Here is a 21,192-nt window from a genome sequence, read left to right as displayed (position 1 = left end):
GATGGCGGCGGCGCGACTTAGCCACAGCGCCACGGTGCCGCACGAAGGGATCGGCCGGTGAAGGCGGCATGGGTCCGACGCCTGCGACGCGCGTTGACGCCGCATGCCCGCCGTCTCGCAAAGCTACCTCGCTTTGGCGCTCGCGCTGGAGAGCCGCACGCCGCTCAGGTGCCGCTATGGCGGGCACGAGCGCGTGATCTGCCCGATCATCCTGGGTCATCGCGGGGGTGAGGAGATGGCGCTGGTCTATCAGGTCGCCGGCGACACGAGCGGCGGGCCGCTGGCCGAACCGCAGTGGAAGTGCCTGCGCGTTTCGCAAGTGAGGGATCTGGCGCTTGCGGATGCGGCATGGGTTTCAGGCCGCGCCCATACGCAATTGCAGCATTGCGTCGCCACCGTCGACTATGACGTCGATCCCGCCAGCCGCTACGCGCCGCGACGCAGCCTGGGCGACTTGCGCGACGCGGGCTGACGCTTGCCGGACACGCCATGCGCTGCCAGACCGGTGCCGTGCCGCCATCCTTCATCATGATCGACGATTTTCTCGCCAATCCGCTCGAGCTTCGGCGGCAAGCCTTGGCGCTCGGCTATGATGCGACCGCCAAGGCCGCCGGCGCGAACTATCCCGGGACGGTGTCGTCGCGCGCGCTGCCGATCTCGGGGTTGGACGAGCATGTATCCCGGTTGGCGGGCGTGTCGCTCGGCGGCGCGGCGGGCACGCTGCACGGCCATTGCCGGCTGACGCTGAAGGGCGAAGCGGGTCAGAGCGGCGTGCATATCGACCCGGCCTATTATTCCGGGATCCTCTCTCTGACGCCGCCGGCGCACTGCCGGGGCGGGACCGACTTCTACCGCCATCGCCGCACCGGGCTGGACGCGGTGCCACGCAGCGGTGACGGCGTCGCGGCGGCCGGCTATGGCGATCACAACGCGTTGATCGAGGATGTCGTCAACCGCGACACGCGCCAGCCCTCGCGCTGGGAAAAGAGCTTCACCGCGCCGATGCGGTTCAACCGGCTGATCCTGTTCAGCCCGTGGCTGTTCCACAACAGCGCGCCGGGGTTCGGCAGCGGACCCGATGACGGAAGGCTCGTCTACCTCATGTTCTTCGCCGCCCGATCATGACGAACCCCGACGCCCCGCTCAGCCTGCACGCCGCGCTGCACGACCCGGCTACGCCCGATCAAAGCGCAAGCGACATTCGCCATCCGCCTTTCGTGCTCATAGCGCTGGCGGCGGTGGCGGGAGGCATCGCGGTCCTCGCACTGCTTGGCCGTACCATCGCCGGCGGGCATCAGTTCGCGTTCGACCGCGCGTTGATGCTGGCCCTGCGCCAGCCTGATCTGCTCACGCCGGTCGGGCCCGCCTGGCTGCGGCAGGCGATGGTCGACATTACCGCGCTGGGTGGCGAAACGGTGCTGACGCTTGCCGTTGCGCTGACCGTCGGCTTCCTGGTCGCGAGCCGTCACTTGCTCACTGCCGCGTTGGTGTTCGCCGGCACGGTCAGCGGGTCGATCGCCGTCGCCATGGCCAAGCAGATGGTCGGACGCGCGCGGCCGGCTCTGGTCGATCATCTGGTCGAAGTGGGCTCGGCCAGCTTCCCCAGCGGCCATGCCGCCAACAGCGCGATCATCTATCTCACCATCGCGCTCATCGTCATGCAGATCGTGCCGATGCGCCGCGGCCGCGCGTTCCTGTTCGCCGCCACCGTGCTGCTGGTCACGGCGATCGGTGCGAGCCGCGTCTATCTGGGCGTGCATTGGCCCAGCGACGTGCTGGCCGGATGGAGCTTCGGCAGCCTGTGGGCGCTCGCCTGGTGGGCGATCGGCAGCCGTCTGCGAGGAGGGCGGGCGGTCAGTTGATGCGCTGATGCGCATGCACCGCCAACCGCGACGTGCCTTGACGCTGCCATACACCGTGCGCAAGGCAGCGTCATGGACGATACCGCCCCAGCCCAATCCACGCCCGTCGCACCCGCCGAACCGCCCAGGGCCGCCGCGCCCAAGCCGCAGTCCGAATGGCGCGACACGCTGAGCTTCCTCGTAAAGCTCGCGATCCTCGTCTTCGTGGTGCGCAGCTTCATCTTCGCGCCGTTCAGCATCCCCTCGGGATCGATGCTGCCGCGCCTGCTGGTCGGCGACTTCCTGTTCATCACCAAGTGGAATTACGGCTATTCCCGGCATTCGCTGCCGTGGAGCTGGCCGCTGATCCCGGGCCGCATCTTCGCCGCCGATCCCAAGCGCGGCGACGTCGTGGTGTTCAAGGCGCCGCCGACCGACAATCAGGACTGGATCAAGCGCGTGATCGGCCTGCCCGGCGACACGGTGCAGATGCGCGATGGCCAGTTGGTGCTGAACGGCCGCCCCATCCCCAAGGAACGCGTCGCCGATTTCGTCGAGCCGGTCACACCCAACAGCCCGTGCGAACAGGGCGAGCTCCAGCTGGACGGACAAGGCGGCGCCGTGTGCCGCGTGCCTCGCTTCCGCGAGACGCTGCCTGGCGGCAAAAGCTATGACGTGCTGGATTCGCGCGAATCCGACGGCGACAATACCGCGGTCTTCACCGTGCCGGCCGGCCACGTCTTCCTCATGGGCGACAATCGCGACAATTCGAGCGACAGCCGGTTCGAACCGTTCATCGACGCCGATGGCGTGAACCGCGGCGGCATCCGATTCGTGCCGATGCAGAATTTGCAGGGCAAGGCCGTCGTCAATTTCTGGTCGACCGACGGCAGCGCCGAATGGATCAAGCCATGGACCTGGGTCTCCGCTGCGCGCTGGGAACGTATCGGGGACGGCTTTTGAGCGAGAAGCTGACGCAATGGCTGACCCCGCTGCTGGGGCGTGAGCCGCGCGACCCCGCTCGTTTCGAGCGCGCGCTGACGCACGGCAGCCATGGCGCCGACAATTACGAGCGGCTGGAGTTCCTGGGCGATCGCGTGCTGGGGCTGACGCTCGCTGACTGGCTGTACGAACGCTTTCCGGCCGAGCCTGAAGGCAAGCTGTCGCGCCGGTTCAACAGTCTCGTGACCGGCGTCGTATGCGCCGAGGTGGCGCGCGAGATCGGCGTGCCGGCGCATCTGCGGCTGGGCAAGCAGGCGCGCGACGACGGCGCGGCGAGCAGCGACAATGTGCTGGGCGACGTGATGGAGGCGCTGATCGGCGCGCTCTATCTCGATGCTGGTTTCGATGTCGCGCGCGATTGGGTGCGAAGCCTGTGGGCGGGCCGCATCGACGAGCAGGGATCGGCGCCCAAACACCCTAAGTCAGCGCTGCAGGAATGGGCGGCCGCCAACAACCGGCGCCCGCCCGATTACGAGCTGGTCGATCGCTCCGGCCCCGGCCATGCGCCGCGGTTCAAGGTCCGCGCGGTGATCGGCAAGCTGGCCGAAGCGGAGGGCGAGGGCAGTTCGAAACAGGAAGCGGAAACTGCCGCAGCCGAAGCGCTGCTGGCGAAAGTGAGCGGTAAATGAGCGAGATGCAACGCTGTGGCCTGGTCGCCGTCGTCGGCGCGCCGAATGCGGGCAAGTCGACGCTGGTGAACGCACTGGTCGGGCAGAAGGTGGCGATCGTCAGTCCCAAGGCGCAGACGACCCGCACCCGTCTGATGGGCATCGCGATCGAAGGCGACGCGCAGCTGCTGCTGGTCGATACGCCGGGCATCTTCGATCCCGCGCGGCGGCTGGACCGCGCGATGGTCGCGGCGGCGTGGGAAGGCGCGAAGGACGCCGATCTCATCGCGCTGGTTGTCGACGGCAAGGGCGGCGTCGGGCCGAAGGTGCGCGCGCTTGCCGAATCGCTGAAGGATCGGCGCGAGCGCAAGATCCTGATCCTCAACAAGGTCGATATCGCCGACAAGCCACGCCTGCTGGGCCATGCCGCGACGCTCAACGATCTCGGCGCGTTCGATGACACCTATTTCGTCTCGGCCGCGACGGGTGACGGCGTCGCTGAGTTGAAGTCGGCGCTGGCGGCACAGCTGCCGGAGGGGCCGTGGCACTTCCCCGAGGATCAGGTGTCCGACGCCACCGATCGCATGCTGGCGGCCGAGATCACGCGCGAACAGCTGTACCTGCAGCTTCATGCCGAGCTGCCCTATGCGTCGGCGGTCGAGACCGAACAATATAAGGAGCGCGAGGACGGGTCGGTCGAGATCCACCAGCAGATCCTGGTCGCGCGCGATACGCAGCGCGCGATCGTGCTGGGCAAGGGCGGCAGCCGGATCAAGGAGATCGGCGCGCGCGCGCGGGCCGAGCTTGCCAAGCTGATGGGGGTGAAGGTGCACCTCTATCTGCACGTCAAGGTACGGCCGGGCTGGGAGGACGACCGCGGCCTGTATCGCGACATCGGGCTCGACTGGGTCGAATAGCGCGTCACTAGCGGCATGGCGGTGAGCACGCTACATGCGCTGCACCGCAAAATGGAGGCAGGCCGTGACGACCCCCGACTGGACCGCGATCGAGGCATTGCCGCACACCCCGCTCAAGGACTTGTTCGCGGCTGACGCAAACCGGCTTGCCAGCCTGTCCACCGACGTTGCCGGCATTCATTTCGACTTTTCCAAGACGCATCTCGGCCCGCAAGCGCTCGACGCGTTCACCGCGCTGGCCAAGGCGGCCGACCTCGCCGGCAAGCGCGAAGCGCTGTTCTCGGGCGAGGTGGTCAATGTGACCGAGGGCCGCGCGGTTGAGCATACCGCCGAGCGCGGCGAGGGCGCGGACGAGAGCGTCGCGCGCGCCGCCGCCTTCCACGCTCGCATGCGCGGGCTGATCGATGCGATCGAGGGCGAGGCGCTGGGGCCGGTCGCGCATGTTCTGCACATCGGCATCGGCGGGTCGGCGCTGGGACCGGAACTGCTGATCGACGCGCTGGGACGTGAGAGCGGACGCTATGACGTCGCGATCGTCTCGAACATCGACGGCTGCGCGCTGGAGGAGGCGATCGCCTCGTTCGATCCGCACGCGACGATCATCGCGGTGGCGTCAAAGACCTTCACCACCACCGAGACGCTGCTCAACGCGCAAAGCGCGCTCGACTGGATGCGCGAGCATGGCGTCGAGGATCCCTATGGCCGCGTCATCGCGCTGACCGCCGCGCCCGACAAGGCGATCGAATGGGGCGTGGACGAAACGCGCATTCTGCCCTTCGGGGAGAGCGTGGGCGGGCGGTACTCGCTCTGGTCGTCGATCGGCTTCCCGGCCGCCATTGCGCTTGGCTGGGACGCGTTCGAGGCGCTGCTGGACGGCGCGGCCGAGATGGACCGGCATTTCCGCCTCACCGATTTGAAGAGCAACGCGCCGGCGCTCGCCGCCTTTGCCGATCTTTATTACACGCAGCACCGCCATGCCGAGACGCGCGCGGTGTTCGCCTATGACGAGCGGCTGCGGCTGCTGCCGAGCTATCTCCAGCAGCTCGAGATGGAATCCAACGGCAAGTCGGTGACCGCCGATGGCCAGCCGCTCGGCCGGGCGAGCGCACCGATCACCTGGGGCGGGGTCGGCACCGACGCGCAACATGCGGTGTTCCAACTCCTGCATCAGGGCACGCATCTGGTTCCGGTCGAGTTTCTTGGCGTGATCGAGCCGGGCGACATGCTGGCCGAGGATCACCATCGCCAGCTGCTGATCAATGCATTCGCACAGGGTGCGGCGCTCATGGCCGGGCGCGCCAACGCTGATGACCCCGCGCGCGCCTATCCCGGCGATCGCCCCTCGACCACGATCCTGCTCGACGAACTCGACCCGCGCACGCTGGGTGCGCTGATCGCCTTTTACGAACATCGCACCTTCGTCAGTGCCGCGCTGCTCGGCATCAACGCCTTCGATCAGTTCGGCGTGGAACTGGGCAAGGAAATGGCCAGGGCGGCCGATCGCGGCGGGCAGGACTTCGACCCCTCGACCACCGATCTCATTCGCCGGGCTTTCGGATGAGCGACGACGACTACGTCTATGACGAGGCGAGCGGCGAATGGGTCCCCGCCACGCAATTGGCGGCTTCGGCCGCATCCGATGACGTCATCGAGGTGCGCGATGCGGTCGGCAACCTGCTGGCCGACGGCGATCAGGTGACGCTGATCAAGGACCTGACGGTCAAGGGCGCCGGCCAGACGCTGAAACGCGGCACGCTGATCAAATCGATCCGCCTCACCGGCGACACGCAAGAAATCGACTGCAAGTTCGACGGCATCAAGGGGTTGGTGTTGCGCGCCGAATTCGTCCGCAAGCGCTGATTCCGTCTCACCCCTTCAAGGACCGCCTCATGGCTCAATTCGACTATGATCTATTCGTCATTGGTGCCGGTTCGGGGGGCGTGCGTGCTTCGCGTGTCGCTGCCGCGCATGGCGCGAAGGTGGCGGTGGCGGAAGAATATCGCGTGGGCGGCACCTGCGTCATCCGCGGCTGCGTACCCAAGAAGCTGCTGATCTATGGCGCGCATTTCGCCGAGGATCTGCACGACGCGCGCCGCTTCGGCTGGGACGTACCGGAATGCAGCTTCGACTGGACGGTGCTGCGCGACAATGTGCTTGCCGAGGTCGATCGGCTCAACAAGGCGTACACCAGCACGCTCGACAGCCATGGCGTCGAGGTACTGCTCGAGCGCGCGACCGTTTCCGGACCGAACGAAGTCACGCTGGCCAGCGGACGCAAGGTCAGCGCCGGCAAGATCCTGATCGCGACCGGCGCGCGTCCGGCCGTGCCGCAATGCCCGGGGCATGAGCACGGCATCACGTCGAACGAGGTGTTCCATCTCGATCACTTGCCGGGGCGCGTGCTGATCGCGGGCGCGGGCTATATCGCCAACGAATTCGCCGGCATCTTCAACGAACTGGGCAGCAAGGTCACGCTGATCAATCGCAGCGACGTGATCCTGCGCGGCTATGACGAGCAGATCCGCGACCGGCTGCTGCAGATCAGCATGACCAAGGGCATCGACTTCCGCTTCCATGCCGAATTCAAGGGCATCGAGAAGCAGGCCGATGGCAGCCTGAAGGTCGGCATGACCGGCCATGACGACATCGAGGTCGACCTGGTGCTGTTCGCCACGGGCCGCGTGCCCAATACCGAGGGGCTGGGCCTCGCCGAAGCGGGCGTGACGCTGGACGACAAGGGCGCAGTGGTGGTCGGTGACGACAACCGCTCGTCGGTCGATTCGATCTTCGCGGTGGGCGACGTGACCAACCGCGTTCAGCTGACCCCCGTCGCGATCCGCGAAGGGCAGGCGTTCGCCGATTCGGAGTTCGGCGACAAGCCGACGCTGGTAGACTATGGCTGCATCCCCGCCGCCGTCTTCAGCCACCCGCCGATCGCCGGCGTCGGCATGACCGAGAGCCAGGCCAAGCAGAAATATGGGTCGGTGAAGGTCTACACGTCCGACTTCCGCCCCATGAAGAACGTGCTTGCCGGTCGCAACGAACGCGCGCTGTACAAGATGATCTGCGAGCCCAATTCGGGCAAGGTGCTGGGGCTGCACATGATCGGCCCGGACAGCCCCGAGATCCTTCAGGCGGCAGCCGTGGCGGTCAAGGCAGGTCTGCACAAGGATGCGTTCGATCAGACCGTGGCCCTGCATCCCAGCATGGCGGAGGAACTGGTGCTCATGAAGTGAGCGCCTAGCCCGCCTTCAGCAACTCGTCCGCCTCGCTCTCCGCGCCGCCTTCGCCCGCGATCGCGCGCGTCGCGCCCACGTCCATCGCGACATTGCCGACGGTGCGGAAGATGTCGGGGATCGTCTCGACCGCGACCAGCAGGCCCAGCGGCGCGATCGGCACGCCCATGGCGATGGCGATCGGCGCGATCGATGAGACGAAGCTGATCGTTCCCGGCAACCCCACCGCGCCCATCGTCGTGATCGCCGCCGCCGCCCAGCCGGCCGCGATCTGTCCCCAGGAAAGATCGATCCCGAACCAGTGCGCGACATAGATGGCGACGGCGAAGTTCATCGCCGGCCCGGTCCATCGGAACAGCGCCACGGCAAGCGGCAGCACGACGCCGGCACGCGCGACCGGAACGCCCAGCGCCTCGGTGCTCTTGAGCATCGCCGGCAGGCTGGCGAGCGAGGATTGCGTGCTGGCCGCCACCGACTGCGAAGGGATGATCGCGCGGACGAAGCGCGTCGGCGGCACCTTGGCGAAGGCCCAGGCGAACGGCACCGACAGCAGCCAGAGCACGACGCCGACCGACGAGACGATCACAACATAATGAAGCAGCGCGCCGAATGCCGACGTCCCCGCGCGTGCGCCGACGACATAGGCGAGCGCCCCGACGCCGATCGGCCCCAGCCATAGCACCCAGTTGATGACCACCAGCATCGCGTTGCCGACCGCCTGGAAAAAGCCGGTCAGGCGCACCCGCTCGTCATCGGGCAGTCGCGTGATCGCAAAGGCGAACACCGTCGTGAACAGGATCATCGGCAGGAACGCGTCGTTGACTGCCGAAGCGAGCGGGTTGGACGGTACCAGCGCCACGACAAAGGCCGAAAAGGGCGGGATCTCGCCGGTCGGCGGCGCGCTGCCCAGCGCATTGCGCAGCGCTTCGGCAAGGCCGGTGCCAAGCGGGAAGGCGGAGAGGAAGCCTAGCGTCAGCGCCCCGCCCAGTGCGGACGAAGTCCACAGCAGCGCGATGAAGATGATGAACGCGCGCCCTGCCAGCCGGCTCGCCTTGGCCGCTTCGGCGGTGGCGGCAACGCCGGTAATCAGCAGCGACACGACCAGCGGCACGATCGTCATCTGCAGCGCATGCAGCCACATCGTGCCGATCGGCTGGACCCAGTCGGCGGCCGCGATCGCCCCCTGCGGCGCCAGCGCGGCGGCCGCCATGCCGAGCGCCAGGCCCGCGATCAACGAGAGGAAAATACGGGTCGGCTGCGACATACTCGCCCTTGAACGATTGCGGCGCTATCAACGCCCGGAACATCCAACAGGGTCGCAAAGCGCAGGATATGGCAAGGAAATATTTCGGCACCGACGGAATTCGCGGCAGGACCAATGCCCACCCGATGACCGCCGCGTTGGCGATGAAGGTGGGCATGGCGGCGGGCCAGCACTTCCTGCGTGGCGATCACAAGCATCGCGTGGTGATCGGCAAGGATACGCGGCTCTCGGGCTATATGCTCGAGAATGCGATGGTCGCAGGCTTCACCAGCGTCGGCATGGACGTCGTGCTGCTGGGGCCGATGCCGACCCCGGCGGTGGCGATGCTGACGCATTCGATGCGCGCCGACCTTGGCGTCATGATTTCGGCCAGCCACAATCCCTATGCCGACAATGGCATCAAGCTGTTCGGCCCGGACGGCTACAAGCTGTCCGATGCGGACGAGGAAGCGATCGAGGCGCTGATCGATGGCGAGATCGCGCTGCCGCCGGCGCCCGAAATCGGCCGCGCAAAGCGGATCGACGACGCGAAGGGCCGCTATATCCACTTCGCCAAATCGACCTTCCCGGCCGATCTGCGGCTCGACGGGCTCAAGATCGTGATCGATTGCGCCAATGGCGCCGCCTATCAGGTCGCGCCGTCCGCGCTGTGGGAACTGGGCGCCGAAGTGATCGCGATCGGGGTCGAACCCGACGGCAAGAACATCAACGACCAGGTCGGCTCGACCGCGCCGCTGACGCTGTGCGACACGGTGGTGGCATCGGGCGCGCATATCGGCATCGCGCTGGACGGCGACGCCGACCGGTTGATCGTCGCCGATGAAAAGGGCCGCGTCATCGACGGCGACCAGTTGATGGCGACCATTGCCGGCGGCTGGGCGCGGCAGGGGCGGCTGGCTGGCGGGGGCCTTGTCGCCACGGTCATGTCGAACCTGGGGCTGGAGCGGCATCTTGCCGCGCAGGGCCTGGGCTTGGTGCGCACGAACGTCGGGGACCGCCATGTGCTCGAAAAGATGCGCAGTGCCGGCTATAATGTCGGGGGCGAGCAATCGGGCCACATCATCCTGTCGGACTATGCGACGACGGGCGACGGGCTGGTCGCCGCGCTTCAGGTGCTGGCCGAGATCGTTCGCGCGGGCGCGCCGGCAAGCGAGGTGTTGCATCGCTTCGAACCGTTGCCACAATTGCTCAAGAACGTCCGCTTCGCCGGCGGCGAGCCGCTCGACGACGACGCGGTCAAACGCACCATCGCCGACGCCGAAGCCGAACTGAACGGCACCGGCCGCATCCTCATCCGCCCCTCCGGCACCGAACCGGTGATCCGCGTGATGGCAGAGGGCGAGGACGCCCGTCAGGTCGAGGCGGTGGTCGATCGCATCTGCGACGCCGTGCGGCAGGCCGCCGGCTGATGCTCGAAATGCGGCCCGATTGCGAACGCTGCGGCGCGGACTTGCCTGCGAACCAGGGCGGGGCATTCATCTGCTCGTTCGAATGCACCTTCTGCGCCGATTGCGCCGATGCGCTGGACGAACGCTGCCCCAATTGCGAGGGTGAGTTGCTCGACCGCCCGGCGCGCGTCGGCGATGCGCTGAAGCGCCACCCGGCCAGCACGGCGCGGCGCTTCAGCGGTAACGACAATTGACCCGGATTGCCGTTGTCGGCGCCGGCGCGGTCGGGGCCAGCGTTGCGGCGTGGCTGATCGCCGAGCCGCGCCATGACGTGACGCTGTGCACGCGGACGCCGTTCGAGCGGCTGCACGTGGAGACGCCGGCTGGACCGCTCGATTCACATCCGCTGGTGCTTACCGAGCCGGCTGACGCGCAACCGGTGGACTGGGTGATCGCCGCGACCAAGACCTATGACGCGCCGGGCGTATCGCGCTGGCTGGAGCGGCTGGCGGACGCGGGCACGCATGTCGCCATCCTGCAGAACGGGGTCGAGCATCGCAGCCGCTTTCCGCAACTCGATAGGGCGCGGGTCGTCCCGGTGGTGGTCGACATTCCCGCCGAGCGACACGCCCCCGGCATGGTGGTTCAGCGGCGGACGGGCAGCATGACCGTGCCCGACGATGCCGCCGGTAGAAGCTTTGCCGCGCTGTTCGCCCACAGCGCGATCGAGCTGCGCCTGACCGACGACTGGCTGACTGCCGCCTGGGCAAAGCTGGCCGTCAACTGCGCCGGCGCGATCAACGCGCTCACGCTGCGTTCGGCGGAAATCGCGCACGATGAAGAAGCCGCCGAATTGATGCGCGCGCTGGTCCGCGAATGCGTCGCGGTCGGTCGGGCGGAGGGTGCTAGGCTCGCCGATACGCTGCCCGACGACGTGGTTGCCGGTTATCGCGCCGCGCCGGGCGACTCGCTGAACTCGATCCATGCCGATCGCCTCGCTGGCCGACAGACCGAAGCCGATGCGCGCAACGGCGTGATCGCGCGGCTGGGCGAACGCCACGGGATCGATGCGCCGCTCAACCGCATGGCCGCCACGCTGCTCAAGCTTGGTGGGCCGCTGCCATGATCCCGCGCATCCTGATTATCGCCGGTTCGGATTCGGGCGGTGGCGCCGGTATCCAGGCCGATATCAAGACCGTCACGATGCTGGGCGGCCATGCGATGACCGCGATCACCGCGATCACCGCGCAGAACACGCTGGGCGTGGCGGCCGTCCATGCCGTTCCGACCGACATGGTTCTGGCGCAAATCGACGCGGTGGTGAGCGATCTCGGCGTGGACGCGGTGAAGATCGGCATGATCGGATCGGCCGATGTGGCAAACGCGGTGGCGGATCGGCTAGCGGCGCTTGACGTGCCGATCGTGTTCGATCCCGTGATGATCGCCACCAGTGGATCCATCCTGGCCGACCAGGCGACGATCGCCGCCTTCACGCGGCTGATGCGGATCGCCATGATCACGACGCCCAATCTGCCTGAACTGGCTGCGCTCGGCGGGCGCGACGCGGTGCTGGCGCATGGCGGTCACCTTGCCGAAAAGGGCGGGCATGCCGAAGGTGACGTGGTGCACGACCAGCTGTTCGCGCCTGACGGCACGCGGATCGCGCAACTGACCGGAGCGCGTCTGGAAACCGCCCACACGCACGGTACGGGCTGCACTTTTGCCAGCGCCCTTGCCGCCGGGCTTGGTGCCGGCCTGCCAATCAGTGAAGCGTTCGAGCGCGCGGTGCGCTTCGTGCGGCGCGCGATTCTCAGCGCGCCGGAGCTCGGCCGGGGACATGGCCCGATCGGTCATGCGCTTGGCGTCGTGCCGTTCGATGCGTTAGACGGCTGATCGCCATGCCTGACCTCAAGTTCGAGAAGAAGTATAAGCGGCTCCACAAAGGGCCGGTGGCGGGCGTGGACGAGGCCGGTCGGGGGCCGCTGGCAGGCCCGGTGGTCGCCGCCGCCGTGGTATTGGACCCGCGCTGCGTTCCCGAAGGCATCGATGATTCCAAGGCGCTCACCGCCGGCAAACGCGCCGCGCTGCACGATGCGCTGCTACATTGCGCGCGCATCGGGGTCGGCATCTGCACGGTCGAGGAGATCGACCGGCTCAATATCTTCTGGGCGACGATGCTCGCGATGACGCGCGCGGTGGCGGCGCTCGACTTGCCTCCCGCCTTCGTGCTGGTCGACGGCAATCGCTGCCCCGACTGGACGCATCAGAGCCTCGCGGTGGTCGGCGGCGACGCGCTGTGCCTGTCCATCGCCGCCGCCTCGATCGTCGCCAAGCATCGCCGCGACTGCATGATGGAAGAACTCGACGCGCTCCATCCGCAATATGGCTGGCGCTCGAACAAGGGCTATGCGGCCAAGGTTCATCAGGAAGCCTTGCGCACGCATGGCCCGACCCCCCACCACCGCCGCAGCTTCGCGCCGGTCGCTCAGGCGGAATTGGACTTCGGCCCGATCGTCGCGGCGGCCTGACGGAACCTCGACGCCACTTCCGGGTTGGAACATCTTGCGAACATCAGGATGGACCGATGACCGATACGCTTCACAACCCCAAGCTCGACGAGCATCCGGGGTCTAACACCGAGAAGGATCCCGACGATTGGGTATCGGGCGATGACCCGATGACCGGCGCGCAGGCATCGTACCTGACGACGCTGTGCGAGGAAGCCAAGGTCGAGCCACCCCGCGAAGGGCTGAGCAAGGCCGATGCCTCGAAGATGATCGATGAACTCAAGGCGAAGCTGAACCATTAGCCACCGCAGAGGTGGATCAGCCCCCGGAGACCGCAATGGAAGCAAAGCGCCTTTATCGCGGACGCCTGATCGATCACCTTCATCTGGTCGTGCGCGACCTTGCCGCCAGTCGACGGCTCTACACCGCCCTGCTCGACGTGCTCGGCATCCCGCTTGGCGGCGAGGGCGACAGCTATTTCTGAGCCGACGAACTGTTCGTCTCCAGCGCCGATAGCCAAGCGGCGCTCGGCAAGCTGACTGGCCGGCATCACCTGGCGTTCCAGGCACGGGATCGCGCGATGGTGGATGCCTGGCATCGCGCAGGGCTGGCGGCCGGCGGCATCGACAATGGCGCGCCGGGCGAGCGGCCCTATCATCCAGGCTATTACGCGGCCTTTCTGCTCGATCCCGACGGCAACAATATCGAAGCGGTATTTCACGGCGAAGCGCAGCAGAATGTCGCCGCGGTCGAGGTCGACTTCGACGCGCCGGTCGCGTCGGATTAGCGGTCCGTCAAGTCGGCGAGCATTTCCCTCTCCCTCCGGGAGAGGGGGGGAGGTGCGCAGCACCGGAAGGGTGCGACAAACGGTAAAGGCCCGCCGCAGCGCCGAATGAACGCTGCGACGGGCCTCCTTTCCTCCCCAGGAAACCGTATTCGGGTTCAGCTCCGGACGTTTACGCCGCGAACTGGTTCATCGTATTGTGCACGCCGCCGGCCTTCAGCGCGGCTTCGCCGGCGAAATACTCCTTGTGGTCGTCGCCGATGTCGCTGCCCGACATGTTCTGATGCTTGACGCACGCGATGCCCTGGCGGATCTCCTGCCGCTGCACGCCCTTGACGTAGCCCAGCATCGCCGCGTCGCCGAAATATTCCCTGGCGAGATTGTCGGTCGACAGCGCTGCGGTGTGATAGGTCGGCAGCGTGATGAGGTGGTGGAAGATGCCGGCGCGCGCCGACGCATCGCGCTGGAAGGTGCGGATCTTCTCGTCCGCTTCGGCCGCGAGGTCACTGGCGTCGTAATCGACGCTCATCAGCCTGGCGCGGTCATAGCCCGACACGTCCTTGCCCTCCGCTTCCCAGGCATCGAACACCTGCTGGCGGAAATTGAGCGTCCAGTTGAACGAGGGCGAGTTGTTGTAGACCAGCTTGGCGTTCGGCACGACTTCGCGGATCCGGTCGACCATCGAAGCGATCTGCTCGATATGCGGTTTCTCCGTCTCGATCCACAACAGGTCCGCGCCGTGCTGGAGCGAGGTGATGCAGTCGAGCACGCAGCGGTCCGCGCCGGTGCCTTCGCGGAACTGGAACAAGTTGGACGGCAGCCGCTTGGGCCGCAGCAGCTTGCCGTCGCGGCTGATGACGACGTCGCCATTGCCGACCTGCGTGACGTCGATCTCGTCGCAGTCGAGGAAGCTGTTATACTGGTCACCGATATCGCCCGGTTCCTTGCTGAAGGCGATCTGCTTGGTAAGGCCCGCACCCAGTGAATCGGTGCGCGTGACGATGATGCCATCGTCGATGCCCAGTTCCAGGAAGGCGTAGCGGCAGGCGCGGACCTTCGCCAGAAAGTCCTCGTGCGGCACGGTGACCTTGCCGTCCTGATGCCCGCACTGCTTCTCGTCACTCACCTGGTTCTCGATCTGCAGCGCGCAGGCGCCCGCCTCGATCATCTTCTTGGCGAGCAGGTATGTCGCCTCGGCATTACCGAAGCCGGCATCGATATCGGCGATGATCGGCACGACGTGCGTCTCGTAATTGTCGATGGCCTGGCTGATGCGTTGCGCCTCGACCTCGTTGCCCGCGTCGCGCGCCGCGTCGAGATCGCGGAACATCATGCCCAGTTCGCGGGCGTCAGCCTGCTTGAGGAATGTATAGAGTTCCTCGATCAGCGCCGGCACGCTGGTCTTTTCGTGCATCGACTGGTCGGGCAGCGGTCCGAAATCGCTGCGCAGCGCCGCGACCATCCAGCCTGACAGATACAGGTATTTGCCCTTGGTCGTACCGAAATGCTTCTTGATCGAGATGAGCTTCTGCTGCCCGATAAAGCCGTGCCAGCAGCCGAGCGACTGGGTGTAGGCGGCCGGGTCGGCATCATAGGCGGCCATGTCGCGGCGCATGATACCCGCCGTGTACCGCGCAATGTCCAGCCCGGTGCGGAACCGGTTCTGCAGTCGCATCCGGGCCACCGATTCCGCGTCGATGCCGTTCCAGCGTCCCTGCTCGGCTTCGATGGGCGTGCGCGCCCGGGCGATCTCTTCCTGATAGGTCATCCTGTTCCTCGCTAAGCTGCGAGGGTGTCTATTCACGTTGACAGCGCAATCGCCCGGAAATCGGTTCCCGATCCAGTCATCGCGTGCACCCAGCTCCACCCCGAGCGTGTGATCTTGTAAATTTTTTACTGGCCCTGAACGCCTGGCTGCGAATTTTCTCGGCGCCACAAAGGATTGTGCCTGTGGATAAGTCTCAGACTCCACATGTGGATAAGTTCGCGAATGTTCCGCCAAGTTAACGGAATCCCAAGTGTTTTCGTTAACCAATGTTCGCTTGACGGAGTCCGTCCTTTCATGGCGTTTCGCGCGTTCAATCGGGGTGGAGTGGTTAATGGGGGTCATCGAAAAGGTCGCGAAATCGCGCCTGCGGCAGACGACGGATGTCGTCGAAACGCCACTGGTGCCGCGCGTCGACCAACTGCCCGTCGACCGGATCATCCAGCAGGATTGCATCGAGGCGATGCGCGCGCTGCCCGCCGCTTGCGTGGACATGATCTTCGCCGACCCGCCCTATAACCTTCAGCTCGGCGGCGACCTCAATCGCCCGGACGGCAGCCATGTCGATGCGGTGACCGACGAATGGGACAAGTTCGATTCGCTCAATGCCTATGACGCCTTCACGCGCTTGTGGCTGGCCGAAGCGCGCCGCATCCTGAAGCCCAACGGCACGATCTGGGTGATCGGCAGCTACCACAATATCTTCAAGGTCGGCTCGGCGATCCAGGATCTCGGCTTCTGGATCCTCAACGACATCATCTGGCGCAAGGCCAACCCCATGCCCAATTTCAAGGGCACGCGCTTCACCAACGCGCACGAGACGCTGATCTGGGCGTCGATGGGAGAAAAGGCGAAGTACACCTTCAACTATCGCAGCATGAAGACGCTGAACGACGAGCTGCAGATGCGGTCGGACTGGGAATTCCCGATCTGCGGCGGGCAGGAACGGCTGAAGAAGAACGGCACCAAGGTACATCCGACGCAAAAGCCCGAGGCGCTCCTCTATCGCGTGATGCTTGCCTGCACCAAACCCGGCGACATCGTGCTCGATCCGTTCTTCGGCACCGGCACGACCGGCGCGGTCGCCAAGCGCCTGCGCCGCCACTGGATCGGCATCGAGCGTGAGGACAGCTATGTCGAAGCGGCGCAGGAGCGGATCGACGCCGCACTGCCGCTCGACGAATCGGCGGTGACGACGATGCAGGCACCGCGTCAGGCGCCGCGCGTGGCGTTCGGCGTGCTGCTCGAGAACGGTTATCTGAGCCCCGGCGCGGTGCTGAGCGACGCGAAGCGCCGCTGGCGTGCCGTCGTCGGCGTGGACGGCAATCTGCGCAGCGATTGCGGCAATGCCGGATCGATCCACAAACTGGGTGCGACGCTACAGGGTGCGCCGTCGTGCAACGGCTGGACCTTCTGGCACCACGAAACGGCCGAGGGGCTGAAGCCGATCGATTCGCTGCGCCAGACCTATCTGCTCGCGACGCAGCCCTGATCGGGCGTGTTGCCGAACGGCAACACGCCGACCCATAACATGGATCAACGGCGCGGCCGATGAAACCGGCGGGGGTCTGTCGGGTTTGAGCGCGCGTGGCCTGAACAGGCCGCGTGTTGCTTACCCGAAAGGACCTGTAATGAAGTTCGCGTTGCGTGTCTCGGCGGCAGTCGCCGCCATCGCCGTTGCCCTTCCCGCCTCGGCCCAAGTGTATGTCGGTGCGCGCGGCGGCGCGATCATCAACTCCAAGTCCGAAAATACCGGCGTGACCACCGCCACCGTTCCGGCGACCGCCGATTTCCCGGCGATCGCCGCCGGCACCTCGGTCGACTGGGATACCGACTTCAAGACCGGCTACGATATCGGCGGCACGATCGGCTATCGCACGGGCGACGGCCTGCGCTTCGAGGTCGAGGCTGGCTATTCGAACACCAAGGTCGATGCTCACCGCAATCTGGCGGTCGGCGGCGCGGTGATCGACGGCGCGAACATCGCCGTGCTGACGCGCGGCGCGCCCCTGGCCACCAATCCCACGGTCGGCGCGGTGCTGGCCGATGGTCGCGGCGACGTGAAGAACATCTATGCGTTCGGTAACGTCTTCTACGACATCAATGCCGGCGGGTCGTTCCAGCCCTATTTCGGCATCGGGTTCGGCGCTCAGCGAGTGGATGTCACGTACCGCCCATCGGGCGTGGACGTCGTCAACGACCGGCAGACCCGCTTCGCCTATCAGTTGATGGGCGGCGCGACGTACCGGCTGAACGACAATTTCGAACTGTTCGCGCAATATACCTGGCGCGCCACGCCGGACCGGGCGGAAACCGACGTGAACCTGCTCCCGGCGCGACTTGGCGTTGAATCGCGCCAGTCGATCGTGGGCGGCGGCGTCCGCTTCGCCTTGGGCGGCGCGGGCAATTAAGCTCGCGCGGCGGCGGGGCCCCGGCCCCGCCGCTTGCCACGTTCGACGGCGGCGTTAATCCACATGCATGGACTTGCCCGTCATCGCTTCGTCTGATCGCGTCTATCTGCGGCCGGTCGCCTTCGTCGACTCCCCGATCAACATGGACGATGCCGCCGTGCGTCTCGCCGGCGGCCTTCTGTGGTTTTCCGCCTATGAACTGATCGTGGTGCGCGACGGCCGCCGCATCGTTCAGCGCGCCATCCCGGCCGGCAACCTGCCTTCGGACGAGCGGTTGCGAGCGATCGCCGCGCGGGTCACCGGTCCTCGCCCGCCGCTTAGCCTGGGCGAGCGCATCCTGCGGTTCGATCAGCCGCAGGTCATGGGCATCCTCAACATGACGCCCGACAGTTTCTCCGACGGCGGCCAGCATCTCGACAATCCCGCGGCAGCCGTTGCGGCGGGCGTCGACATGGGCGTTCAAGGCGCAGCGCTGATCGATGCCGGCGGCGAATCGACGCGGCCGGGGGCAAAGGAAGTATGGGAAGGCGACGAGATCGCACGCGTCATCCCGGCGATCGAAGGGCTGGCGCGCAGCGGGACGCTCGTCTCGGTCGATACGCGAAAAGCCGGGGTGATGGAGGCTGCGCTCAACGCCGGCGCGCATATCGTCAACGATGTTTCGGCCCTGCTGTGGGACGATCGCGCGCTCGAAGTCGTCGTGCGTGCGCAATGCCCGGTCGTGCTGATGCATGCCGGCGACCCGCGCCAGGGTGCCGATGGCGGTCGCGGCTATGGCGACGCGCTGATCGAGGTCTATGACTGGCTCGAGGCACGCATCGACGCGGTCGTGGCGGCCGGCGTCGATCGATCGCGCATCATCGCCGATCCGGGCATCGGCTTCGGCAAGTCGCTGGCCGACAATCTCGCGTTGCTCAACGGACTTGCCATGTTCCATGGCCTGGGCGTGCCGCTCCTGCTCGGCGCCAGCCGCAAGCGGATCGTCGGCGCGCTGTCGAACGAGGCGCCGGCAGAACAGCGCCTGGGCGGCTCGATCGCACTGGCGCTCAAGGGCGCGGACGCTGGCGTGCAGTTGCTACGCGTTCACGACGTGCCGGAAACGGTGCAGGCGCTGCGCGTCTGGCGTGGCTTGCGCGACGCCGCGCTGACCGGGCGCTAGTTCAGCGGATCAGGCCGGGTGCGCTGATCGACATAGGTCCGCTGTACCTGGAATGGCGTGACCTGCGTCCCGCGGTGCCGGTCGCGCCGGCGATCCGCCTCCGCGCCAATCTTTTCCAGGCTCTCGATCAAATCCTCCAGATTGCGGCGACGCTCGCTGGGCGTCGCGTCCGCGCTCTCGGCCATGCAGGCCGCGACGAGGTCCGGCACACGACGGCGCACGACATTGGCCCAGTCCACGGCATCGGTGGCGAGCGGGTCGGCATCGGCGATCGCCAGCAGCCGCGAACAACTGGTGCGGGCGGCCGCGATCCGGCTGGCGGCCCAGTCCGCCTCGCCCGCAACATCGCTCCAGGCCTGGTCGAGTGGATTGGCCGGCGTCGCCTGGCGCATCCGCTGGAACTTGCGCGCGGCCAGTCGCTGACGCACGCGGCGCACGCCGAAGACCGCGGCCACCACCGCGCCGCCCAGTGCGACGATGCCGAACGCGAGAAAGGCGAGAACGACCAGCGCGGCGAGGAACAGCAGGATCCTGAGCATCACCGGACTATATGGGATTGTTGCCCGCCGATGCGAGTCGCGCGTGTGTCAGATCAGACTGACCCGCCCGCCGGCATGGCGTTCGAGTCGGCCGCTGAGTTCAAGCTCGAGCAGCATCAGCTGAACCGTCGCGGAAGGCAGCGCAGCCTGGCGGATCAGTTCGTCGACCGGGACCGGCACCGGCCCCAGCAGCGATTCGATCGCGCGCCGTTCGGCAGCACCGGGTTCGGCGGCTGGTTCGACCGTATAGCTGCTGATCGGCGCACGCATTGCCCGCGTGTCGATCGGGCGGATTGCTTCCACGATGTCCTCGACGCTTTGGATCAGCGTCGCGCCTTCGCGGATCAGCAGGTTGCACCCTTGCGCGCGCGGATCGAGCGGGGATCCGGGTACGGCCATGACGTCACGCCCCGCCTCGCCCGCGATCCGCGCCGTGATGAGCGATCCCGAGCGTGGCGCGGCCTCCACCACGACCGTGCCGAGCGCGAGACCGGCGATGATGCGGTTGCGGGACGGGAAATGGCGCGCAAGCGGTTCGGTGCCGGGCGGCTGTTCGGCGATCAGCAACCCTTCGCTGGCGACACGTTCCTGCAACTCGCGATTTTCTGGCGGAAAGGCGATGTCGATGCCGCTTGCGATCACGCCGACGGTGCCGCCGTCGATCGATCCCAGATGCGCGGAGGTATCGATCCCGCGGGCAAGACCTGAAACGACCGTGACGCCCTCTTGGGCCAGACCCTGCGCGATCTGCCGCGCGAAACGACACGCCGCCGCCGAAGCATTGCGCGCGCCGACCATCGCCACGCAGCTGCGCGCGGTGAGCGACAGGTCGCCGCGCACCAGCATCGCTGCGGGCGCATTCTCCAGTTCGGCAAGCAAGCGCGGATAATCGGCATCGTCGAGGAAGACATGCCGTGCGCCCAGCTTCGCCGCCGCCGCCAGTTCGCGCCGGATCGCATCGGGCTGCGCCAGTTTCGCCGGCGCGCCGCCGCCGCCGCGCAACGCCAGCTGCGGCAAGGCGTCGAGCGCCGCCCGGGCGTCACCGAAGCGCGCGATCAGCTGGCGATAGGTGACAGGCCCGATACGCGGCGAGCGGATCAGCTGAAGCCTTGCGAATGCCCGATCGGCGTCGGCCGGGCCGGCGGGCGCGTGCATCGTCGTCGGTCAGCCGCGCTTGCGACCGATGCGCGGCTCGGTGCCGGCAAATAGTCGCTCGATATTCTCGCGATGCTTCCACAGCACGACCAGCGCAAGGCCGATCAGCAGCAGCACGATGTCGAACCGGTCGAAGAACGCCGCCGCCACCGGTGCGCTGACCGCTGCCGTCATGCCTGCAACCGACGACACGCGGATCGCGGCGAGCAGTGCTATCCAGACGACCGCATAGACAAGGCCGACCGGCCAGTGGAGCGCAAGGGCGATGCCCATCAGCGTCGCAACGCCCTTCCCGCCCCTGAAACGCAGCCATACCGGATAACAATGGCCGAAGAACGCGCCCGCTGCCGCCAGCGGCGCTGTGCCCGGCCACATGGCTTCGGCGATCAGCACTGCCGCCGCGCCCTTGGCCAGATCGAGCAGCAGCGTCGCCGCCGCCAGCCCCTTGCGCCCGGTGCGCAGCACGTTGGTCGCGCCGATATTCCCTGAACCGACCGACCGCAGGTCGCCCGCCCCGCCCCAGCGGGTCAGCAGCACGCCGAACGGGATCGAGCCGAGCAGATAGCCCAGCAGCAGCGCCAGTGTCGGCGGTATCCAGATGATCTGTGTGGTCAAG

The 21,192-nt window shown here is 66.8% G+C and carries 25 protein-coding genes; 20 read left to right on the top strand and 5 right to left on the bottom strand.

Translation table 11 applies throughout. The features are described 5' to 3' along the window. Positions 1–103: 103 nt before the first annotated feature. The 9 genes from BFL28_RS19585 (at position 104) to gorA (ending at position 7,604) form a co-directional block, all read left to right on the top strand. A complete protein-coding gene (locus BFL28_RS19585; protein WP_069322199.1) occupies positions 104–472 on the top strand; it encodes a hypothetical protein in 369 nt (122 codons plus the stop codon). A 17-nt stretch (positions 473–489) separates the two neighbouring features. Continuing rightward, a complete protein-coding gene (locus BFL28_RS19580; RefSeq protein WP_079247324.1) occupies positions 490–1,125 on the top strand; it encodes a DUF6445 family protein in 636 nt (211 codons plus the stop codon). Next, positions 1,122–1,862, top strand: coding sequence for a phosphatase PAP2 family protein (locus tag BFL28_RS19575; protein ID WP_241527414.1), 741 nt, complete (start codon positions 1,122–1,124; stop codon positions 1,860–1,862). The genes BFL28_RS19580 and BFL28_RS19575 overlap by 4 nt, the downstream gene beginning before the upstream one ends. Before the next feature lie 72 nt (positions 1,863–1,934). Further along, a complete protein-coding gene (gene lepB / locus BFL28_RS19570; protein ID WP_069322198.1) occupies positions 1,935–2,804 on the top strand; it encodes a signal peptidase I in 870 nt (289 codons plus the stop codon). Next, positions 2,753–3,472 (top strand): ribonuclease III, encoded by a 720-nt coding sequence (gene rnc, locus BFL28_RS19565; protein ID WP_079247323.1) that lies wholly within the window; start codon positions 2,753–2,755, stop codon positions 3,470–3,472. Before lepB ends, rnc begins: the two co-directional genes overlap by 52 nt. Beyond that, positions 3,469–4,368, top strand: coding sequence for a GTPase Era (gene era / locus BFL28_RS19560; protein WP_069322196.1), 900 nt, complete (start codon positions 3,469–3,471; stop codon positions 4,366–4,368). The genes rnc and era overlap by 4 nt, the downstream gene beginning before the upstream one ends. 34 nt (positions 4,369–4,402) lie before the next feature. Continuing rightward, a complete protein-coding gene (pgi, locus tag BFL28_RS19555; protein ID WP_069322195.1) occupies positions 4,403–5,929 on the top strand; it encodes a glucose-6-phosphate isomerase in 1,527 nt (508 codons plus the stop codon). After that, on the top strand, positions 5,926–6,228 hold the full coding sequence (locus tag BFL28_RS19550) for an alkylphosphonate utilization protein (protein WP_069322194.1): 303 nt from the start codon (positions 5,926–5,928) through the stop codon (positions 6,226–6,228). Before pgi ends, BFL28_RS19550 begins: the two co-directional genes overlap by 4 nt. A gap of 29 nt (positions 6,229–6,257) precedes the next feature. Next, complete coding sequence (gene gorA, locus BFL28_RS19545; RefSeq protein WP_069322193.1) at positions 6,258–7,604, top strand: glutathione-disulfide reductase; 1,347 nt, start codon at positions 6,258–6,260, stop codon at positions 7,602–7,604. A gap of 4 nt (positions 7,605–7,608) precedes the next feature. On the opposite strand, the gene BFL28_RS19540 is transcribed toward gorA, so the two are convergent. Next, a complete protein-coding gene (locus BFL28_RS19540) occupies positions 7,609–8,868 on the bottom strand; it encodes a dicarboxylate/amino acid:cation symporter (RefSeq protein ID WP_069322192.1) in 1,260 nt (419 codons plus the stop codon). 68 nt (positions 8,869–8,936) lie between these two features. On the opposite strand from BFL28_RS19540, the gene glmM reads away from it, so the two are divergent. The 8 genes from glmM to BFL28_RS21755 are packed head-to-tail and all read left to right on the top strand — an operon-like array spanning position 8,937 to position 13,550. Continuing rightward, the gene (glmM, locus tag BFL28_RS19535) at positions 8,937–10,277 is read left to right on the top strand and encodes a phosphoglucosamine mutase (RefSeq protein WP_069322191.1); all 1,341 of its coding nucleotides are present in this window, start codon (positions 8,937–8,939) and stop codon (positions 10,275–10,277) included. After that, positions 10,277–10,510, top strand: a complete 234-nt coding sequence (locus tag BFL28_RS19530) for a DUF1272 domain-containing protein (RefSeq protein WP_069322190.1) — start codon at positions 10,277–10,279, stop codon at positions 10,508–10,510. The genes glmM and BFL28_RS19530 overlap by 1 nt, the downstream gene beginning before the upstream one ends. Further along, positions 10,507–11,382 carry a 2-dehydropantoate 2-reductase gene (locus tag BFL28_RS19525; RefSeq protein ID WP_069322189.1) on the top strand — a complete coding sequence of 292 codons (876 nt, stop codon included), beginning with the start codon at positions 10,507–10,509 and terminating at the stop codon, positions 11,380–11,382. The genes BFL28_RS19530 and BFL28_RS19525 overlap by 4 nt, the downstream gene beginning before the upstream one ends. After that, positions 11,379–12,149 carry a bifunctional hydroxymethylpyrimidine kinase/phosphomethylpyrimidine kinase gene (thiD, locus tag BFL28_RS19520; protein WP_069322188.1) on the top strand — a complete coding sequence of 257 codons (771 nt, stop codon included), beginning with the start codon at positions 11,379–11,381 and terminating at the stop codon, positions 12,147–12,149. The genes BFL28_RS19525 and thiD overlap by 4 nt, the downstream gene beginning before the upstream one ends. 5 nt (positions 12,150–12,154) lie before the next feature. Beyond that, a complete protein-coding gene (locus tag BFL28_RS19515; protein ID WP_069322187.1) occupies positions 12,155–12,784 on the top strand; it encodes a ribonuclease HII in 630 nt (209 codons plus the stop codon). A 56-nt stretch (positions 12,785–12,840) separates the two neighbouring features. After that, positions 12,841–13,065: a DUF3072 domain-containing protein gene (locus BFL28_RS19510; RefSeq protein WP_069322186.1), complete on the top strand. Its 225-nt coding sequence runs from the start codon at positions 12,841–12,843 to the stop codon at positions 13,063–13,065. A 35-nt stretch (positions 13,066–13,100) separates the two neighbouring features. Continuing rightward, entirely contained in the window at positions 13,101–13,247 is a 147-nt protein-coding gene (locus BFL28_RS21905; RefSeq protein ID WP_206599155.1) for a VOC family protein, read from the top strand. Between the two features lie 9 nt (positions 13,248–13,256). After that, positions 13,257–13,550 carry a VOC family protein gene (locus tag BFL28_RS21755; RefSeq protein ID WP_206599156.1) on the top strand — a complete coding sequence of 98 codons (294 nt, stop codon included), beginning with the start codon at positions 13,257–13,259 and terminating at the stop codon, positions 13,548–13,550. 169 nt (positions 13,551–13,719) lie between these two features. On the opposite strand, the gene BFL28_RS19500 is transcribed toward BFL28_RS21755, so the two are convergent. Then, complete coding sequence (locus BFL28_RS19500; RefSeq protein ID WP_069322185.1) at positions 13,720–15,315, bottom strand: isocitrate lyase; 1,596 nt, start codon at positions 15,313–15,315, stop codon at positions 13,720–13,722. A 331-nt stretch (positions 15,316–15,646) separates the two neighbouring features. On the opposite strand from BFL28_RS19500, the gene BFL28_RS19495 reads away from it, so the two are divergent. The 3 genes from BFL28_RS19495 to folP all read left to right on the top strand — a co-directional run bounded on the left by BFL28_RS19495 (position 15,647) and on the right by folP (position 18,882). Continuing rightward, a complete protein-coding gene (locus tag BFL28_RS19495; RefSeq protein WP_069322184.1) occupies positions 15,647–16,804 on the top strand; it encodes a site-specific DNA-methyltransferase in 1,158 nt (385 codons plus the stop codon). Positions 16,805–16,943: 139 nt separating this feature from the next. Continuing rightward, positions 16,944–17,723 (top strand): outer membrane protein, encoded by a 780-nt coding sequence (locus BFL28_RS19490; RefSeq protein ID WP_069322183.1) that lies wholly within the window; start codon positions 16,944–16,946, stop codon positions 17,721–17,723. Between the two features lie 67 nt (positions 17,724–17,790). Beyond that, positions 17,791–18,882 carry a dihydropteroate synthase gene (folP, locus tag BFL28_RS19485; protein WP_069322182.1) on the top strand — a complete coding sequence of 364 codons (1,092 nt, stop codon included), beginning with the start codon at positions 17,791–17,793 and terminating at the stop codon, positions 18,880–18,882. Here folP and BFL28_RS19480 read toward each other — a convergent pair. From BFL28_RS19480 to plsY, 3 genes are read right to left on the bottom strand one after another with little or no spacing between them, the layout of a single operon-like run. Continuing rightward, a complete protein-coding gene (locus BFL28_RS19480) occupies positions 18,879–19,421 on the bottom strand; it encodes a hypothetical protein (RefSeq protein WP_069322181.1) in 543 nt (180 codons plus the stop codon). The two genes, folP and BFL28_RS19480, sit on opposite strands and share 4 nt — an antisense overlap. 48 nt (positions 19,422–19,469) lie before the next feature. Continuing rightward, complete coding sequence (gene dprA, locus BFL28_RS19475) at positions 19,470–20,576, bottom strand: DNA-processing protein DprA (protein WP_069322180.1); 1,107 nt, start codon at positions 20,574–20,576, stop codon at positions 19,470–19,472. Between the two features lie 9 nt (positions 20,577–20,585). After that, positions 20,586–21,191 carry a glycerol-3-phosphate 1-O-acyltransferase PlsY gene (gene plsY / locus BFL28_RS19470; RefSeq protein ID WP_069322179.1) on the bottom strand — a complete coding sequence of 202 codons (606 nt, stop codon included), beginning with the start codon at positions 21,189–21,191 and terminating at the stop codon, positions 20,586–20,588. Position 21,192: the final 1 nt, after the last annotated feature.

It is taken from the genome of Sphingomonas turrisvirgatae (assembly GCF_001721295.1).
GTDB lineage: Bacteria > Pseudomonadota > Alphaproteobacteria > Sphingomonadales > Sphingomonadaceae > Sphingomonas > Sphingomonas turrisvirgatae.
The sequence above is the reverse complement of the archived record's forward strand: the minus strand, read 5'-3'. Positions and strand labels throughout refer to the sequence as shown.

Bases quoted from the DNA above. Each gene is read 5' to 3' on its own strand.
- BFL28_RS19575 (WP_241527414.1), top strand. From the start codon at position 1,122: ATGACGAACCCCGACGCCCCGCTCAGCCTGCACGCCGCGCTGCACGAC.
- glmM (WP_069322191.1), top strand. From the start codon at position 8,937: ATGGCAAGGAAATATTTCGGCACCGACGGAATTCGCGGCAGGACCAAT.
- BFL28_RS19490 (WP_069322183.1), top strand. From the start codon at position 16,944: ATGAAGTTCGCGTTGCGTGTCTCGGCGGCAGTCGCCGCCATCGCCGTT.
- BFL28_RS19540 (WP_069322192.1), bottom strand. From the start codon at position 8,868: ATGTCGCAGCCGACCCGTATTTTCCTCTCGTTGATCGCGGGCCTGGCG.
- lepB (WP_069322198.1), top strand. From the start codon at position 1,935: ATGGACGATACCGCCCCAGCCCAATCCACGCCCGTCGCACCCGCCGAA.
- thiD (WP_069322188.1), top strand. From the start codon at position 11,379: ATGATCCCGCGCATCCTGATTATCGCCGGTTCGGATTCGGGCGGTGGC.
- BFL28_RS19480 (WP_069322181.1), bottom strand. From the start codon at position 19,421: ATGCTCAGGATCCTGCTGTTCCTCGCCGCGCTGGTCGTTCTCGCCTTT.
- gorA (WP_069322193.1), top strand. From the start codon at position 6,258: ATGGCTCAATTCGACTATGATCTATTCGTCATTGGTGCCGGTTCGGGG.
- BFL28_RS19495 (WP_069322184.1), top strand. From the start codon at position 15,647: ATGGGGGTCATCGAAAAGGTCGCGAAATCGCGCCTGCGGCAGACGACG.
- BFL28_RS19580 (WP_079247324.1), top strand. From the start codon at position 490: ATGCGCTGCCAGACCGGTGCCGTGCCGCCATCCTTCATCATGATCGAC.
- BFL28_RS19510 (WP_069322186.1), top strand. From the start codon at position 12,841: ATGACCGATACGCTTCACAACCCCAAGCTCGACGAGCATCCGGGGTCT.
- rnc (WP_079247323.1), top strand. From the start codon at position 2,753: ATGGACCTGGGTCTCCGCTGCGCGCTGGGAACGTATCGGGGACGGCTT.
- pgi (WP_069322195.1), top strand. From the start codon at position 4,403: ATGCGCTGCACCGCAAAATGGAGGCAGGCCGTGACGACCCCCGACTGG.
- era (WP_069322196.1), top strand. From the start codon at position 3,469: ATGAGCGAGATGCAACGCTGTGGCCTGGTCGCCGTCGTCGGCGCGCCG.
- BFL28_RS19530 (WP_069322190.1), top strand. From the start codon at position 10,277: ATGCTCGAAATGCGGCCCGATTGCGAACGCTGCGGCGCGGACTTGCCT.
- BFL28_RS19515 (WP_069322187.1), top strand. From the start codon at position 12,155: ATGCCTGACCTCAAGTTCGAGAAGAAGTATAAGCGGCTCCACAAAGGG.
- dprA (WP_069322180.1), bottom strand. From the start codon at position 20,576: ATGCACGCGCCCGCCGGCCCGGCCGACGCCGATCGGGCATTCGCAAGG.
- BFL28_RS19550 (WP_069322194.1), top strand. From the start codon at position 5,926: ATGAGCGACGACGACTACGTCTATGACGAGGCGAGCGGCGAATGGGTC.
- folP (WP_069322182.1), top strand. From the start codon at position 17,791: ATGGACTTGCCCGTCATCGCTTCGTCTGATCGCGTCTATCTGCGGCCG.
- BFL28_RS19500 (WP_069322185.1), bottom strand. From the start codon at position 15,315: ATGACCTATCAGGAAGAGATCGCCCGGGCGCGCACGCCCATCGAAGCC.
- BFL28_RS19585 (WP_069322199.1), top strand. From the start codon at position 104: ATGCCCGCCGTCTCGCAAAGCTACCTCGCTTTGGCGCTCGCGCTGGAG.
- BFL28_RS21905 (WP_206599155.1), top strand. From the start codon at position 13,101: ATGGAAGCAAAGCGCCTTTATCGCGGACGCCTGATCGATCACCTTCAT.